Genomic DNA, 15,948 nt, shown 5'->3' with positions numbered 1-15,948 from the left:
ACACATATGGATAAAGATAGTTTAAGGAGTCTTATTTTATTACAGGAAAAAGAAGAAAGATTTTTTAGGCTTTTAAAAGAAAAAGAAAAAATATTGAAAGAAATACAACACTTTGAGCAAGAGCTTAGCAACGTATTAAAAGAGGTAGAAAGCATAAACAAAGAAAAAGAAAATATCAAAAAACTAATAGAAGAACTACTAAAAACCATAGAAAATCACGAAAAAAATCTCAAAAAGATAACAGAATCCCTAAGAACCATCAAAAGCAAAGAGCTGTATAAAAATGTGTTGAGAGAAAAATCAAAAACAGAAAACGCTATTATAAATACAAAAAATAGGTTAAAACAAGCGTATATACAACTTAGCAATATAGAAAACTCAAACGAATTAAAAGATTTACTTTTAAAACAAAAACGCTTACAAGAAGAGATAAGAAATTTAAAAGAAGATCTAGAAAGCATAGAACAATCTATACTCAAAGCGGAAAAAGATATAAAAGACTACAAAGATACTTTAGAGAAAAGCCTTATAGATTTTTATGAAGATATTAAAAAAAGAGTACAACCTGTTTTTGTACCAATAGATAACAAAGCCTGCTCTTATTGTGGAACTATATTGCCAATAGACTTTTACAACAGGCTAATCCAAAATAACATACCTAGCTTTATGTGTCCTAACTGTCAGCGCATTATATATAAACAATCTGATATAATAAAATAATGAACTTTGAGCAAATAGTAATTACTATACCGGCTTTAATGATGGCTGTTATATTTCATGAAATAGCTCATGGGGCAGCGGCCTATTGGATGGGGGATAAAAGCGCCAAGGAAGCTGGAAGGCTAACAATAAATCCAATTCCTCATATAGATTTGCTTGGTACTATTATATTACCTGGGATTTTGATGCTTGTAGGTTCTCCTATACTTTTTGGATGGGCAAAACCAGTACCTATAAACCCATACAGATTTAAAGACTTAAGGATGGGTATGCTTATTGTATCGTCAGCTGGTGCTTTGGCCAACATAGCGATGGCAATATTAGGTGCTGTTTCTTTTAGGCTTTTAGAAAGCACTATAGCATCTGATATAAATCCATTTTTTTTCGCAAGCGTTGTAGAACCTCTTTTGTGGTTTTCTAGAGAGCTTGTTATAATAAACTTAGTGTTGGCGTTTTTTAATCTTTTGCCTATACCTCCTTTGGATGGAAGCCGTATTGTTATGAGTTTCTTTTCTGTAAAGTATTGGGAAGAGTTTTATAAGTTTGAACCTTATGGGTTTTTGATACTTACTGTGCTTATTTTTACTGGTGTAATAGGTAAAATTATATATCCTTTTATAGCCATTGCCTATAGAATACTATTGGGTGGATTCGGTATATGAGAATAGTAAGTGGCATGAGACCCACTGGAAAACTTCATATAGGGCACTTTTTTGGAGCTGTTAAAAACTGGGTAGACTTACAAAAAGAACACGAGACTCTATTTTTTGTGGCAGATTGGCATGCTCTTACCACTTCTTATAAAGATATATCAAAAATAAAAGAAAATACGCTTGAGATGGTGGCAGATTGGATTGCAATGGGTCTTGACCCAAATAAATCTACGCTGTTTGTTCAATCAAAAGTAAAATATCATGCGGAGTTAAATCTTATACTTAGTATGATAACCCCAAAAAGCTGGTTAGAACTAAATCCCACTTATAAAGATACAAAATACAACCTACTAAAGATAAACCATGTAGAAAAAGAGTACTCTGAAAAATTGACACCTCTTGTAGATATTATGCTTAAGCACGCTCCTGCAATCGTAGAAGATGAAGCGATGTTTAAAAAAGTTTTGTTGGATGGACTAACGGATATTTTTATAAAGCTTTTAATAGAAGGGGCAATAGATAAAGAAAAACTTGGAGAGCTAAACATATCAAAAAGAGATTTTTACGAGACAGATACCTTTGGATTTTTTGGATATCCTGTTTTGATGGCCTCAGATATATTAATTTACAACGCTGATGGTGTACCAGTAGGAGAAGATCAGCTTCCACACATAGAAATAACGAGGGAGATAGCCAGAAGGTTTAACTATCTTTACAAAGAATTTTTCAAAGAACCAAAAGCCATACTTACAGAAACTCCAAAACTTCTTGGCACAGATGGACGGAAGATGAGCAAATCTTACAACAACACAATTATGATAGATGAAACAGAAGAAGAAACCACGTCAAAGATTATGAAGATGTTTACAGATCCAGAAAAACTTAGAAAAAACGACCCTGGTCATCCTGAGAAATGCAACGTGTTTAGCTATCATAAGATTTTTACAAACTTAGATGAAACCTCAAATATAGAGCTTGATTGTAAAAGCGGTAAACTTGGCTGTGTAGAATGCAAGAAAATACTTGCTAAAAATCTAAATAACTTTTTAGCACCTATAAGAGAAAAAAGAAAAGATATAGACAAAGATATGGTAAAAAACATATTGGAAGAGGGCAACAAAAAGGCAAACCAAATAGCAAAATCAAACATGGACTCTATAAACGACATATTGGGTCTATGAAGTTCAAAGGTTCCTATGTAAAAGATTTTCCAGAAGACAAACCTTGTATACTACTAACTGGGCGCTCAAACGTAGGTAAATCATCTTTAATAAACGCCATTGCCAACACAAAAATAGCAAGGGTAAGCAAAGACCCTGGTCTCACCGCTACTTTAAACTTTTATATAGAAGAAAATATTTATATAGTAGATACGCCTGGCTATGGATATGCTAAAAGATCAAAAGAAGAAAGAAACAAATGGGCAAACATAATAAACGATTTTATAGAAAACTATGGTGAAAATATATTGTGTGTTTTTGCTTTAATAGACTCTGTGGTAGGTCCTACGGAACTTGATAATATGCTTATTGATTATCTTGATAGTAAAAGCTTAAACACAATATTAGTCTTAACAAAAGTAGACAAAGCCACTCAAAAAGAACTTGCCAATACGCTAAATCGTTTAAAAGCTTTTGATAAAAACATCATACAAACCTCTTCAAAAGATGGCATAGGCATAAAACAGCTAAAAGCTATAATCAAAGAACTAAGCCATGCTAAAAAAAGATAAGAAGATAAACATAAGTTTTACAATATTTTTAATAATACTTATAATCCTTGCAATATACACGATAGCTCCTTTTTTTACACCTATCGTTTGGTCTATGATAGCTATAATAGTATTTTATCCGCTTCACAAAAAACTTTCTCATATACTAAAATCTGAAAACTTAAGTTCTTTAATTATCACAATCCTTATATTGCTAATAGTAGTAATACCGTTTTCTGTGTTTGGAGTACTCATAATAGAGCAAGGCATTTACCTTGTGCAAAACGCTAGTGCATTCTTAATGAGCCTTGACCAACAAAAAGTGTATCTTATATCCAAAAAATTGCCAATCATTGGCAAACATATTACCTACTACAAATTTTTGAGGTTTTTGCATCTTAATGCCCCCACTATAAACCAAGCTGCTAACTCTATACTTACCTACGCTGCCTCTTTTTTGGGTGATCAACTAAAAAACATGGTGCTTTTTTTGGGTAGTTTTATGTTAAAAGCTCTTATATTTCTTATGTCAACATTTTTTATGTTAAGAGATTGGGATAAGTTTATAGATTTTGTAAAAGATATAACCCCAATAAACACAAAAGATTTTGATACAATACTAAAAACTGTATATTCCACAGTACTTAGCGTAGTATATGGTTTCGTTGGTACTGCGCTGATACAGGCTATATTTGGATTTTTTATGTATTATTACTTTACTCCAAACTATGCTCTGGTGCTTGCTTTTGCAACATTTATGTCTTCTTTTATACCACCTCTTGGTACGGCTTTAGTATGGATACCCTATGGATTTTACGTAGCTTATCAAAGTGGTTTGTTAGCATCGTTAGAAGCATTTGCCTATTCAATCTTATTTATAATAGGTTCAGATAACTTTGTAAGACCTCTTCTTATGAAAAAAGCCATACACATACCTTATATACTGCTATCTTTGTCTGTCTTGGGTGGGTTGTTTAGTATGGGATTTTTGGGTATGTTTTTAGGTCCTATAGTATTTACAACCCTTATTACAGCCTTTAACATATACAAAGAAAAATTTTCCTAAAACGGTATATAAACTGTTATAGTGGTGCCTTTGTTTTCCTCAGATTCAATATGCAATTTACCTTTTAATATACCAACTGACTTTGATACTATGAAAAGCCCAAGACCAAAACCAGGTTTATCTGTGTTGGCTCTTTCAAACTCTTTGGTAATTGTAGAGAGTTTTTCTTTTGGTATGCCAACACCAGTATCTTCTACCTTAATAATTATATTTTTATTATCAGATACAACCGCTATTTTTATATAACCTTCGTTTGTATATTTTACAGCATTTTCCAATAAATTAGATACAATAGCTTCATAAAGCTCCCAAGAAGATGTAACCTCTATAGGCTCTATGTTAAGCTCTATCTTTAAACCTTTTTCCTCTATAATAGGCTCAAGTTCTTTTAGCGCTTTCATTACAACATCTTCCAGCATAAACGTTTGTTTTTTTAACATAGAATACTCATCTGCTTTTGCTATGAAAACTACTTTATTTAAAAGGTTGTTTAATTGTTTTAGAGCTCTTGAGATCCTTTCTATATAAGCTTTATCAGGATTAATTTCCAACAAAGAAAGGTTTGTAGATATTATAGCTAGTGGTGTTTTTACCTCATGAGAAAAGTTAAGAGCCATAGTGTATATTCTTTCCATGAAATTTATAAAGCTATTTGTTATGGCTTTCGCTATAAAAAATCCTGTAAAAGCTATTATTACAGAAAGTATTACCAAGGCTAATATAAAACTGCTCAACAGCTTTTTCTTAATAGATTCAAATTTCGTCATGTTTCTTGCTACTATCACAGTAAAATGATTAGGTAGTAAAGCCCTTATATACATAATCTTTTTACCGTTTATATATCCAAGATGAAAACCAGGTTTAAATTTTGAAAACCTAAAACTAGGAAAGTTCTTTGATATGCTTATTATATTACCGCTTTTATCTAACACTGCTATTGATTCATCGCTAAAAGTAAGCCATTTCGTGTTCTGGGTAATATTCTGAGAGCTTATGTATCGCAATTCTTGTCTCAAATCTGAAGCTACAAAGTTATCTACCAATATACTAAAAGCCAAATACGATGATATAGAAAATATAAAAACTATAGCAAAAATAACCAGACTATATACTACGGTAAGATAGGCAAGTGTATTTTCTTTTTTCTCTTCTAATCCCAATCTGTCTCTTCTGTTTTACCGGAGCTATCTTTGGGTTCTATAGAATATCCTATACCGTAAACCGTCCTTATCTGACATCCGGAGCCGTCTATAAGCTTTCTGATTGTTCTAATATGGGACCTCAAAGAAAAAGAAGACGGCTCTTCGTCTATTCCCCACGCATAACTAAGAAGCTGTTCTACTGTTACAACTCTTCCAACGTTAGAAATAAGCTTTTCTAATATCAAAAATTGTTTTTTAGTAGCTGGTATCACCTTACCATCTATTTGAATTGTAAAATTAGAAGTGTCGAGTACAAGTTTATTGCAAATTAACTCAGCGCCACTAGTTTGTCTAGTTCTTCTTACAATGGCTTCTATCCTTGCAAGAAGCTCTTTCATATCAAAAGGTTTTGTAAGATAATCATCGGCTCCTATGTTGAAAGCAGTTAATTTATCGTTTATACCATCTCTTGCGGTAAGTATCAAAAATGGTGTTTTTAAGTTTTCTTCTCTAGCATTTTTTAAAAGCTCAATACCATCTTTAGGACCAAGCATCAAATCTAGTATCACTATATCGTAAGACTTATCTTTTGTAGCATATTTGGCGTCTTCAAAGTTTGATACAAAATCCGCAAGCCATCCTTTGCTTCTTATAATATCCTTTATGGAAAGTGCTAAGTCTATATTGTCTTCTACTATAAGAACCTTCATGCCTTTACGTTTAATTTTTCTCCTGTGTTTGGCGGATTGTTGTTTGTATTTGAAACTTCGCCCAATAGCTGTTGTACTACGTTGGATTGATTGTCCAACATAGATTTTAAGCCCCATAATTGCTGCTTGTTTACATCTTTAGCTTGCTGCATGTCTGTTGCTATGTTTGCTATGTCCATGTAACTCATATTGCACCTCCTTTGATTAATATAAGTTATATCGGTTCAAAAAGCAAGTTTTTTAGCCTTTACTTTTTAAAAGTTTTTTTATGTAAGAAGCCATATAACTTGGGTTTTGGTCTTTGTCAAAGAATATTGTTTTTAGGCTTTTATTATAAATTACATATATGTTGTCAGTATGATCTATCAGATAACCCTGTGTTTTTGAAGGCACTATTTTGTAAACCACACCATAGCTATCGGCTACTTTTTTTATATAACCTGGATCCCCGGATAAACCGCTAAAATTTTTGTTAAAGAACTTAGCATATTCATCAGCAACGTTTGGAGTATCTCTTTTGGGATCTAAAGTTATAAAAACAACTTTTACATATTTTTTATCATCACCAAGCATATTGTACATAGAAGATAGCCTGTGCAACACCGTAGGGCATACATCAGGGCAATGAGTATAACCAAAGTAAATCAAAACTACCTTATAACGATTTTCATAATCTTTCAACGATACTTCTTTATTACCAGAAAGAAGCTTAAAATCAAAAGGTTTTGCGTTTATGCTTGGGTTTACTGGCTTTTCGCAAGAAAATAGCAAAATACTAAATATAACAACAAAAATTAACGTTAATTTTCTCACAAAAAATATTATAGCATACAAAGTTAATTTATTTCTCTATTTATACCTTTTATATATATTTGTTCCAATATTCTTTTTACAATAGGAGCAGCTGTGAGATTTCCTTCAATACCGTGCTCTACTATAACTCCCACCACATACTTAGGGTCTCTATACGGTGCAAAGCCCACAAACCAAGCATCTGGTTGATATTTCCACGGACTGTTTGGGCCTACATGTTTTCCAAATACCACTTGAGCTGTGCCAGTTTTGCCTGCTATATCCACAATAGTAGAAAATGCGTTTGTACCAGTACCTTTTAAAACAACTTCCCTTAAGCCTTTTTTAACTATTGAGTAATCTTCTAGCGGTGCTCGTACATACTTGTAAACCTTGCGGTGATTCTCAAATACAATCTTTCCATCGGCAGTTTTTATTTCTTTTAGCAAAGTAGGTTGATATATCACGCCGTTGTTTGCTATACCTTCCATCATGGTAACTTGCTGTAGAAGAGTAACCAACACATAACCTTGACCTATACTCATGTTAACCGTATCACCTTCATACCAAGGTTGATGAAATTTCCTTAGTTTCCAGCTTTTAGTAGGTAAAAACCCAGGAGAATTGTAAAGTTCAAAAGGTATACTAGAGCCGTATCCAAAGTCTTTTTCTATTTCGTATATCTTTCTCTGGCCGAGCTTCATACCAAGTTGATAAAAGAATGTATCACAAGAGTTTTGTATAGCCTGGTCTATTGTCTGATATCCTGTATCGTATCTAATCCAGTTATAAAAAATATGATTACCTACTTTAATGTACCCAGAACAATCAAGGGTAGAAGATGGAGTTATAACACCGTATTTTAGAGCAGCTATTGCAATAGGGATCTTAAAAACAGAGCCGGGTGGATATATAGCCTCAGTGGCTCTATTTAAAAAGGGCCTCAAAGGGTTATTTATAATCTTATCCCAATCTTTATAAACATCGTTTGGGTTGTATTCAGGAAAGCTATCCAATGCCAATATCTCACCGTTGTGAGCGTTCATAACTATAACTGCACCCACTTTCTGACCAGAGCTTAAAAACACATTATGCACTATGTCTTGAATCTGAGAGTTTATAGTAAGTACTACTGTATCACCCTGTACGGGTAATTTTTTATCAATAGTGTAAAGCTCTTTTCCCAAAGCATTCACCATTATTTTTTTATAACCGAGCTCACCTATAAGATATTTATTGAATCGCTTTTCAATACCAGCTTTACCTACAAGGCTTTGAGGACCTATCTTGTATTCTTTTAAATCCTTTTGAGATGGCAAGCCTACATAACCTAGGATATGAGCGTATTCATCTCCATAAGGATACACCCTTTTTGGTACTATACCTACAAAAATACCAGGAAACTTGTAAGAATTTGCATAAAATGTTTCCAGCTGCTGGGTGCTTAGGTTGTCCATAATTTTTATAGGTGTTATAGAATTTTTATTTACCTTGATAATATTAGTTATATCTATACCAAACATGTTCTTAAATTTTTCTATCTCTTTTGATAAATCTTTATTTTCAGATATTTCTTGAGGATCTATATAAAGATCGTAAGTGGGAACGTCATAGGCAAGCTTTTTGCCATCTGAACTTTCTATAGCACCTCTTGGAGGGTAAAGTATCTGAAGTCTGGTATAGTTTTGCTTAGACTCTTCGTAATATTTGTCTCCTTTTATTACCTGTAAATAAAATAATCTGGCACCTATTGCAATATAAGCTAATAATATTAAAAGCGCAAAAACGATGTAATTTTTCTTCATACATTTTTATAAAACCTATCTAACACAAAAAATATTATACAATCTATAAAAATTGACATGAAAAAACTTAAAAATCCAAAATCAATATGATGGTACTTTATATAAATAATACCAACGTTCGTTAGCTTTACAAGTAGATCAAAGATAAGAAACATGGGTAATTTTAGAAAACCGGTTTCTAAAGTGTAGCTAAGCAAAACTCTTATTATTACACTATAAAGCGTATAGCTGAAAGTAAAAACTCCCAACGTATTTACACTAAGATCCATTAAAATACCCATTAAAAATGACCAAAGCGGAATATACTTGTTTTCTAAATTTAAAAATATCAAAGGTAAAAATGCTTCTGGAAATGGATATACACTGTTTCCCTCTAAAAAGAAGAATTCCAATATAAAAATTACAAAAAACCAAACAACAAAACGCTTACCAATCATCTATTAATTACCACCACAAAATCGTATATGTTAGGATTGGCCATAGGTTTTAATTTTATGTTTAAAAAAAATAAATTTTTTGATCTACTAACCTCTATAACTTTGCCCACCAATAAATACGGTATGTTTTGGTTTTTCAAGCTTCTAAAATAAACTAAATCTCCTACCTTTATATCATCGTTAGAAGTAGCGTTTATTATGCTACCATAAGGGTAACCACCTTTGTAAATATAAGTATCTCCAGTCCTATAATTGTACACTATTGTATTGAACATTTTGTTATAAACCGTCATAACATAAGCCACATCTTTATAGACTTTATAAACTACGCCAACAAAATATCCATTGGAAGACACTAGGCTTCCTTCTTTTATTTTACCGTTGTTTTGTATTTCTAATAAACTTTTCTTCCCAGACATATCATAGCCAACAACTCTTGAGATATATACGTTTGGGTTTGATTGTTTGTTTATGAAAGCTAAACTATTTGATATATAATATAATTGCCTAGCTTCATTTTGGCATTTTTGAAGCTCGTAGCTAAAGGTTTTATAATAACTTAGCTCTTTCTTTAGGATAATATTTTCTTTTTTAACATCAACCAAATCAACATATAATTTAAACATGTCGCTAATAAAAGCATAAAACGAGAGTCTATAGTTGGTTATATAGTTAAAAGGATCGTATTTGACCAAATAAGCCGTATTTGGAATAAAAATAAAGATGAAAGATGAAAAAAGCAAAAATATATATAAAAAAGTAAGCCTCATGCAAAGGATACTTTCTTTAAAAGCTCTATATCGTCCACAACTTTACCAACACCTCTTGCCACAGCTCTCAAAGGATCTTCACAGTAGTATGTTTTTATACCAATGTCTTGAGTTAATTTATGATGCATATTTTTAAGCAAAGACCCTCCACCCGCTAACACAATGCCTCTTTCTACTATATCGGCAGCCAATTCCGGTGGAGTTTTTTCTAAAGTAGTTTTGACAGCGCTCACTATGGCATTTAACGTATCTTCCAAAGCTTCGTATATTTGTACAGAATCAACAACTATAGACCTTGGAAGTCCAGTGGCATCTCTTCCCCTTACCTCCATTTCTTTCCTCTCCGTTGGCATTGTGGCAGAGCCAAGATCTAATTTTATTTTTTCAGCGGTTTGCTCACCTATAAGCATACTAAACTTTCTTTTTATATATTCAATGATAGCTTCGTTCATCTCATCACCAGCTATTTTAAGAGAATGGGATATAACTATACCTGACAAAGATATAACAGCTACATCCGTGGTTCCTCCACCTATATCCACTACCATATTACCTATAGGCTCAGAAATTGGCAAATCTGCCCCTATAGCAGCTGCCATTGGTTCTGCTATGAGATATACCTCCCTTGCCCCAGCTGACTTTGCAGCATCTATAACTGCTCGCTCTTCTACTGGTGTAACACCAGAAGGTACACCTACTACAACTCGAGGCTTAGGTTTTAATATACCCTTACCCAACGTTTTCTTGATAAAATGAGATATCATAACCTGAGTTATTTCAAAGTCTGTAATAACACCATCTTTTAAAGGTCTCACAGCTTTTATATAATCAGGGGTTTTTCCAAGCATTTCCTTAGCTTCCGTCCCCACTGCCAAAACTTTATTCTTTCTCGAATCTATAGCTACTATAGAAGGCTCTTCCAATACAATGCCTCGTCCTGGAATGAATACCAAACTGTTAGCCGTACCCAAATCAATACCTATTGCACTATTCATGAATCCAAACATACTAATATTTTAACCTATTTTGCATGTAATCTTTTACTAAGCTCATAAAGGTTATCCGCTAAATATATGTAATACTGATGGTTTTCTAAATTTTGTATCAAATCCTCTGGTAAAAACTCATATCCATGGTAAGCACCCAACAAAGCTCCTGTAATAAAACCTATAGCATCTGTATCACCGCCAAATTCCCAATAGGAATTTATAGCACTAACAAAAGTATCAAATGGATACTCAATACCTTCCGTTAGAAAATAATACAAAGATAACCCTAAACTCTCCAATACAAAATTACCATTACCTATGTTTACAATAGCTTTTTCTTTGGAATATCCTTCTTCTAAAGCATCTATCAAAATATCTAACATTTTTTTTGTATAAAAGCTTTTAACACAAGATTTTAACTCCTTTAAAAGCTCTATTCTATTTTCTAAAGTTTCCAAAGATTCATCGTTTTTTATGGATTTTACTAAAAAGCGATTAAACAAAATAGCACCGTCCAAAGCTTCGTCGCTTCTATGGGTAAGCATTGTAACCAACTTAGCCGCTTCTTCGGATAGGGCTTCATTTTCAAAGTGAAGCATAGAAGTGGCTATAACCCTAAGTATGCCTTCTACAGAAGAAAATCGCAAGCCTTCTATTATGTTATTTGACAAATTGTATATGGCTTTTAGTATAAATGGATCTGGATATCTGTGCGTTGTCTCATCAAAAGCCCAAGCTTTAAGTTTATCGAAATAATTATAAATATCAAGTTTCTTAGATTCTAATATAGATTCTATCAAAAGCTTTGCAACAGTAGTTTCATCTGAAGTTTCGTTTGGCTTTTGGAAAAACGCCGGAGAGCTAGGGTGGGGTTCTACAAAGTTTGTTATAGGCAAATCCCTATAAAACTCTTCCACCTGATAAATATCTAAATCCTCAAAAGATTTTCCTATAGCGTCTCCTATCGCAGACCCAAGAGCGATACCCCTAAACTTTGCTTTCATAAAAGCCCTTTCGTAGAAAGGATGCCTTTATCTTGTTTTGCTACAGCTTGTCTTACACTAAAAGCTAAAGACTTTATACTACACTCTGCTATATGATGAAGTATGTGTCCATCAAGAATTTTTATATGCACGGTGGCTCTTGACTCCAAGGCAAACCCTTTTATAAACTCCCATATTAGCTCGAAATCAAACTCAGTAATCTTACCTCTTAAATCTTTTCTATCGTAATAAAAGAGCCCTCTACCTGAAAAATCAAGAGAACATAGCACCAAAGCTTCGTCCATAGGTAAAATTGCAAATCCATATCTATTTATACCAGATCTATCTCCTAAAGCTTTAGATACAGCTTGTCCTAGCGCTATACCTAAGTCTTCCACGAGATGATGGTAAGATACATGGATATCGCCTTCTGCTTTTAACTTTATGTCTATAAAGCTATGCTTCGAAAAACTCTCCATCATATGATTTAAAAAACCTATAGGTGTCTCTATCTGATAAACACCAGAACCATCTAAGTCAATATCGATATCTATAGCCGTTTCTTTTGTCTGTCTAAAAATATGTGCTTTTCTCATATGTACTCTTCCTTTATGTAATCTTTTAAAACCTTTGGTATTCTAATCCTATTATCTTTCGTTTGATAATTTTCCATAATAGCCACCAGCGTCCTACCAACTGCCAAGGAAGAACCGTTTAAAGTGTGAACAAACCTATTTTTGCCAGTTTTATCTTTAAATCTTATGTTTGCCCTTCTTGCTTGAAAATCTTCGCAGTTAGAACAAGAGGATATCTCTCTATACTTATTTTGAGAAGGTATCCACACTTCTATATCGTAAGTTTTAGAAGCTGAAAAACCTATATCACCAGAACAAAGAGCCACTACTCTATAAGGAAGCTCTAAAAGTTGTAAAATCTCCTCCGCATTTGATAAAAGTTTTTCTAGCTCATCGTAAGAATTATCCGGATGAACTATTTTTACAAGCTCCACTTTATCAAACTGGTGTTGTCTAATGAGCCCTTTCACATCTTTTCCGTGAGAACCCGCCTCTCTTCTATAGCAAGGAGTGTAAGCTGTAAGGTTAATGGGCAAATCATCTTCTTTTAATATGGTGTCTTTGAATACGTTTACAAGAGGCACTTCAGCAGTAGGTATAAGATAAAGATCATCATCTTTTACATAGTAAAGCTCTTCTTGAAACTTTGGAAGCTGCCCAGTACCCACTAACGCTTGAGGTTTTACAAGGTGAGGTACTGTCATTTCCTGATAGCCATTCTTCGCATTTACTTCAAGCATAAAGTTTATAAGAGCCCTTTCTAGCTTTGCCAAAGGACCTTTCAATATGCTAAACCTACTACCAGATATAGCAGCAGCTTGGTCAAAATCTATAAAACCTCTCAAAACACCAAGATCAGCATGATCTTTGATTTCGAAATCAAACTTTGGTATTTCGCCCCATCTTTTAATCTCTACGTTATCGTTTTCATCCTTACCGTAAGGAACACTTTCGTGCAATAGATTTGGTACTCTAAGAAGAAGGTCTTCTGTATATTTTTCTATGCGGGCTAGCTCTTCCTCTAATGTTGATATTTCCTCTTTAATTAACCTTATCTCTTCTTCAAGAGCTTCGGTGTTTAGTCCTTGCTTTTTTAAACTACCTATCTCTTTGCTTTTAGCGTTTCTTAGAGCCCTCAAATCCTCAATTCTTTTTATCTTATGCCTCCTTTCTTCGTCTAGTTTTAGTATGTCATCTATCCTGTCTTTCAAAAAAATATCTCTTTTGGCTAAGTTTTCTTTTACATACTCTGGATTTTTTCTTATAAGCTCTATACTAATCATAACAACACCACCCTATAGATCTTGTCATCTTTCAAATCAATCACTTTTTCCTCAGGCACACCTATACCAGCAGGTACTTTCATACGCTGTATTAAGCTTTTAATATCAAGCTTTATATGAGAGCCGTTTAAAGTGGATATCAACACATCAAAATTATCATCATCGTTGTAAAATATCAAATCGCAAGCGTTTAAAAACTTTTGCTTTAGTACGTTTATACCTTGAGATGTCCTAGATTTTTTTGGAATATCCTCTAGCTTTATCTTTTTAGCGTATCCTTCTTCTGTTATTAAAAGCCCAAAAACCTTGTCATCTAAAGCTTTCACCGAGATAGCCTCATCATTTTCATTAAGCTTTATGCATTGAATGGCTTTTGAGCTAGATGTGGTGGCTCCTACGTCCTGGGTTTGAATTCTATTTATATAACCTTTTTTGGTTAAAATAAGTATTTCGCTCTCATCTTGAGAACCGCTTATATAAACCACCTCTTCACCTTCTGAGAGCTTCAATATTTGAAAGCCTTGAGTTTTGTATTCAAACTCCACAAGAGGTATCTTCTTTATAGAGCCTTTATTTGTCAAGATAAGAAGTCTTGAGTTGTATTGCTCTCTCACAAAGGCACCTACAACGTACTCGTCGGTATCCTTCATATGAATGGAGCTTCCAGACAAAGCTTCTGACCCAGCAGTCCAATAAACTCTTCCTTTATTTGATACTATGAAAAGACCTTCTGTAAACTTCAAACTTGCCACATTAACAATAGGAGATTTTTCCTCTTCTAAAAGCTCTATAGGTTTTACAAATCCATTTCTCGTGACAAAAACATCCACATAGGTATCTTCTTTTATCATACCTTCAATGAAAGTTCTTCTTGGATCTTTGAAACGCTCTGCAAGTTCTTTTGTCTCTTTTATAAAGATGTTTATCCTTTCTTGTTTGTTTTCCAATATATTTTTATAAGTTTTGATATTTTCTATAAGCTCATCGTGCTCTTTTTGAAGCTTAGAAGTTTCTAAAGATGTAAGTCTTTGCAATCTTAAATCAAGTATTGCCTGAGCTTGTTTTTCAGTTAGACTCCAGCTATTCATGAGTTTTTCTTTGGCCTCTTGGGTATCTTGTGAAGCTCTAATGGTTTCTATAATTTTGTCTATATCTTTTATACAAATCAAAAGTCCTTCTACTATATGAAGTCTTTCTTCGGCTTTTCTTAAGAAAAACTCAGTCCTTCTATAGATCACATTTAGCCTATGTTTGAAAAATTCCAGCAAAATATCTTTTAGATTTAAAAGCTTTGGCTCAAGCCCCACCAAAGCCACCATATTTATAGGAAAGTTTTTTCTAAGGGAGGTGTTTTTGTAAAGCTTCTTCAATACAGCCTCTCCTTTGGCATCTCTCTTTAGTTCTATTACTATTCTTATACCTTCTTTGTCAGATTCGTCTCTTAAGTCAGAAATCTCTTTTAGCTTACCAGACCTTGCTAGTTCTGCTATCTTTTTTATAAGCTCTGCTTTGTTGACCATGTAAGGGATTTCTGTTATTATTATTTGTTCTCTTCCAGAGCTTGTTTTTTCTACCCTTGCCTTTGCTTGAACAGTAACCTGTCCTCTTCCAGTTTTGTAAACCTCTGGCGACACTTCCCCCACTATTATACCGCCTGTGGGAAAATCTGGTCCTTTTATATATTGCATAAGCTCTTCTACAGTTATATCTTGGTTTTGAGCCAAAGCCACCAACGCATCGCAAACTTCTTTTAGATTGTGAGGGGGGATAGAAGTAGCAAGACCTACCGCTATACCTGTAGTACCATTACAAAGGAGGTTTGGCATCTTTGCCGGAAGAACCTGGGGTTCCATGACACTCTCATCAAAATTTGGTACAAAATCTACAGTATCGTTTTCTATATCTTCCAACAAGCTAAGGGTTATTTTAGATAGCTTTGCCTCTGTATATCTCATTGCAGCAGGAGGGTCTCCATCTATAGAACCAAAATTTCCCTGTCCTATTACAAGAGGATATCTAAGATTGAAATCCTGAGCCATTCTTACAAGAGCATCGTATATAGCTTGATCTCCATGGGGATGATATCTTCCCATCGTATCCCCTACGATACGGGCACATTTTTTAAAGGGTTTGTCTGGGGTTAGGTCCATTTCATACATTGCATACAGTATTCTTCTTTGAACCGGCTTAAGACCATCTCTAACGTCTGGTATAGCCCTACCAACTATAACAGACATCGCATAATCAAGATAAGATTGTCTTGCCTCTTCTTCTATAGGGATTTCCAATATTTCCATAATTAAAATTTTATC

Annotated in this window: 17 protein-coding genes; 5 read left to right on the top strand and 12 right to left on the bottom strand. The window is 33.7% G+C overall.

Annotation, left to right across the window (positions count from 1 at the left end):
- The first annotated feature begins 6 nt into the window (after positions 1-6).
- The 5 genes from HYD3684_RS01865 to HYD3684_RS01845 are packed head-to-tail and all read left to right on the top strand — an operon-like array spanning position 7 to position 4,150.
- The gene (locus HYD3684_RS01865) at positions 7-720 is read left to right on the top strand and encodes a DNA-binding protein (RefSeq protein WP_015418997.1); all 714 of its coding nucleotides are present in this window, start codon (positions 7-9) and stop codon (positions 718-720) included.
- Entirely contained in the window at positions 720-1,382 is a 663-nt protein-coding gene (locus HYD3684_RS01860; protein WP_015418996.1) for a site-2 protease family protein, read from the top strand. The genes HYD3684_RS01865 and HYD3684_RS01860 overlap by 1 nt, the downstream gene beginning before the upstream one ends.
- On the top strand, positions 1,379-2,554 hold the full coding sequence (trpS, locus tag HYD3684_RS01855; protein ID WP_015418995.1) for a tryptophan--tRNA ligase: 1,176 nt from the start codon (positions 1,379-1,381) through the stop codon (positions 2,552-2,554). Before HYD3684_RS01860 ends, trpS begins: the two co-directional genes overlap by 4 nt.
- Positions 2,551-3,105: a ribosome biogenesis GTP-binding protein YihA/YsxC gene (gene yihA / locus HYD3684_RS01850; RefSeq protein ID WP_015418994.1), complete on the top strand. Its 555-nt coding sequence runs from the start codon at positions 2,551-2,553 to the stop codon at positions 3,103-3,105. The genes trpS and yihA overlap by 4 nt, the downstream gene beginning before the upstream one ends.
- Positions 3,089-4,150, top strand: a complete 1,062-nt coding sequence (locus HYD3684_RS01845) for an AI-2E family transporter (protein ID WP_015418993.1) — start codon at positions 3,089-3,091, stop codon at positions 4,148-4,150. Before yihA ends, HYD3684_RS01845 begins: the two co-directional genes overlap by 17 nt.
- Here HYD3684_RS01845 and HYD3684_RS01840 read toward each other — a convergent pair.
- The 12 genes from HYD3684_RS01840 to HYD3684_RS01785 are packed head-to-tail and all read right to left on the bottom strand — an operon-like array spanning position 4,147 to position 15,933.
- Positions 4,147-5,310, bottom strand: coding sequence for a HAMP domain-containing sensor histidine kinase (locus HYD3684_RS01840; RefSeq protein WP_015418992.1), 1,164 nt, complete (start codon positions 5,308-5,310; stop codon positions 4,147-4,149). The two genes, HYD3684_RS01845 and HYD3684_RS01840, sit on opposite strands and share 4 nt — an antisense overlap.
- Positions 5,301-6,002: a response regulator transcription factor gene (locus tag HYD3684_RS01835; RefSeq protein WP_015418991.1), complete on the bottom strand. Its 702-nt coding sequence runs from the start codon at positions 6,000-6,002 to the stop codon at positions 5,301-5,303. The genes HYD3684_RS01840 and HYD3684_RS01835 overlap by 10 nt, the downstream gene beginning before the upstream one ends.
- A complete protein-coding gene (locus HYD3684_RS01830) occupies positions 5,999-6,190 on the bottom strand; it encodes a YjfB family protein (RefSeq protein ID WP_015418990.1) in 192 nt (63 codons plus the stop codon). The genes HYD3684_RS01835 and HYD3684_RS01830 overlap by 4 nt, the downstream gene beginning before the upstream one ends.
- A gap of 52 nt (positions 6,191-6,242) precedes the next feature.
- The gene (locus HYD3684_RS01825; RefSeq protein ID WP_237698618.1) at positions 6,243-6,815 is read right to left on the bottom strand and encodes an SCO family protein; all 573 of its coding nucleotides are present in this window, start codon (positions 6,813-6,815) and stop codon (positions 6,243-6,245) included.
- Between the two features lie 23 nt (positions 6,816-6,838).
- The gene (gene mrdA, locus HYD3684_RS01820) at positions 6,839-8,599 is read right to left on the bottom strand and encodes a penicillin-binding protein 2 (RefSeq protein ID WP_015418988.1); all 1,761 of its coding nucleotides are present in this window, start codon (positions 8,597-8,599) and stop codon (positions 6,839-6,841) included.
- Positions 8,596-9,036, bottom strand: coding sequence for a hypothetical protein (locus tag HYD3684_RS01815; protein ID WP_015418987.1), 441 nt, complete (start codon positions 9,034-9,036; stop codon positions 8,596-8,598). Before HYD3684_RS01815 ends, mrdA begins: the two co-directional genes overlap by 4 nt.
- Positions 9,033-9,806: a rod shape-determining protein MreC gene (gene mreC, locus HYD3684_RS01810; protein ID WP_015471335.1), complete on the bottom strand. Its 774-nt coding sequence runs from the start codon at positions 9,804-9,806 to the stop codon at positions 9,033-9,035. The genes HYD3684_RS01815 and mreC overlap by 4 nt, the downstream gene beginning before the upstream one ends.
- Positions 9,803-10,813: a rod shape-determining protein gene (locus HYD3684_RS01805; protein ID WP_015418985.1), complete on the bottom strand. Its 1,011-nt coding sequence runs from the start codon at positions 10,811-10,813 to the stop codon at positions 9,803-9,805. The genes mreC and HYD3684_RS01805 overlap by 4 nt, the downstream gene beginning before the upstream one ends.
- A 14-nt stretch (positions 10,814-10,827) precedes the next feature.
- Positions 10,828-11,799, bottom strand: coding sequence for an ADP-ribosylglycohydrolase family protein (locus tag HYD3684_RS01800; protein ID WP_015418984.1), 972 nt, complete (start codon positions 11,797-11,799; stop codon positions 10,828-10,830).
- Positions 11,796-12,374 (bottom strand): imidazoleglycerol-phosphate dehydratase HisB, encoded by a 579-nt coding sequence (gene hisB, locus HYD3684_RS01795; protein WP_015418983.1) that lies wholly within the window; start codon positions 12,372-12,374, stop codon positions 11,796-11,798. Before hisB ends, HYD3684_RS01800 begins: the two co-directional genes overlap by 4 nt.
- Positions 12,371-13,636, bottom strand: a complete 1,266-nt coding sequence (gene serS / locus HYD3684_RS01790; RefSeq protein WP_015418982.1) for a serine--tRNA ligase — start codon at positions 13,634-13,636, stop codon at positions 12,371-12,373. The genes hisB and serS overlap by 4 nt, the downstream gene beginning before the upstream one ends.
- Positions 13,633-15,933 (bottom strand): DNA topoisomerase (ATP-hydrolyzing), encoded by a 2,301-nt coding sequence (locus tag HYD3684_RS01785; RefSeq protein WP_015418981.1) that lies wholly within the window; start codon positions 15,931-15,933, stop codon positions 13,633-13,635. Before HYD3684_RS01785 ends, serS begins: the two co-directional genes overlap by 4 nt.
- Positions 15,934-15,948: the final 15 nt, after the last annotated feature.

This window comes from Hydrogenobaculum sp. 3684, from assembly GCF_000213785.1.
GTDB lineage: Bacteria > Aquificota > Aquificia > Aquificales > Aquificaceae > Hydrogenobaculum.
The sequence above is the reverse complement of the archived record's forward strand: the minus strand, read 5'-3'. Positions and strand labels throughout refer to the sequence as shown.

Coding starts and splice junctions, on each gene's coding strand:
- HYD3684_RS01865 (WP_015418997.1), top strand. CDS start 7: ATGGATAAAGATAGTTTAAGGAGTCTTATTTTATTACAGGAAAAAGAA.
- HYD3684_RS01830 (WP_015418990.1), bottom strand. CDS start 6,190: ATGAGTTACATGGACATAGCAAACATAGCAACAGACATGCAGCAAGCT.
- HYD3684_RS01860 (WP_015418996.1), top strand. CDS start 720: ATGAACTTTGAGCAAATAGTAATTACTATACCGGCTTTAATGATGGCT.
- HYD3684_RS01835 (WP_015418991.1), bottom strand. CDS start 6,002: ATGAAGGTTCTTATAGTAGAAGACAATATAGACTTAGCACTTTCCATA.
- yihA (WP_015418994.1), top strand. CDS start 2,551: ATGAAGTTCAAAGGTTCCTATGTAAAAGATTTTCCAGAAGACAAACCT.
- HYD3684_RS01845 (WP_015418993.1), top strand. CDS start 3,089: ATGCTAAAAAAAGATAAGAAGATAAACATAAGTTTTACAATATTTTTA.
- trpS (WP_015418995.1), top strand. CDS start 1,379: ATGAGAATAGTAAGTGGCATGAGACCCACTGGAAAACTTCATATAGGG.
- HYD3684_RS01800 (WP_015418984.1), bottom strand. CDS start 11,799: ATGAAAGCAAAGTTTAGGGGTATCGCTCTTGGGTCTGCGATAGGAGAC.
- serS (WP_015418982.1), bottom strand. CDS start 13,636: ATGATTAGTATAGAGCTTATAAGAAAAAATCCAGAGTATGTAAAAGAA.
- mreC (WP_015471335.1), bottom strand. CDS start 9,806: ATGAGGCTTACTTTTTTATATATATTTTTGCTTTTTTCATCTTTCATC.
- HYD3684_RS01815 (WP_015418987.1), bottom strand. CDS start 9,036: ATGATTGGTAAGCGTTTTGTTGTTTGGTTTTTTGTAATTTTTATATTG.
- HYD3684_RS01785 (WP_015418981.1), bottom strand. CDS start 15,933: ATGGAAATATTGGAAATCCCTATAGAAGAAGAGGCAAGACAATCTTAT.
- HYD3684_RS01805 (WP_015418985.1), bottom strand. CDS start 10,813: ATGTTTGGATTCATGAATAGTGCAATAGGTATTGATTTGGGTACGGCT.
- hisB (WP_015418983.1), bottom strand. CDS start 12,374: ATGAGAAAAGCACATATTTTTAGACAGACAAAAGAAACGGCTATAGAT.
- mrdA (WP_015418988.1), bottom strand. CDS start 8,599: ATGAAGAAAAATTACATCGTTTTTGCGCTTTTAATATTATTAGCTTAT.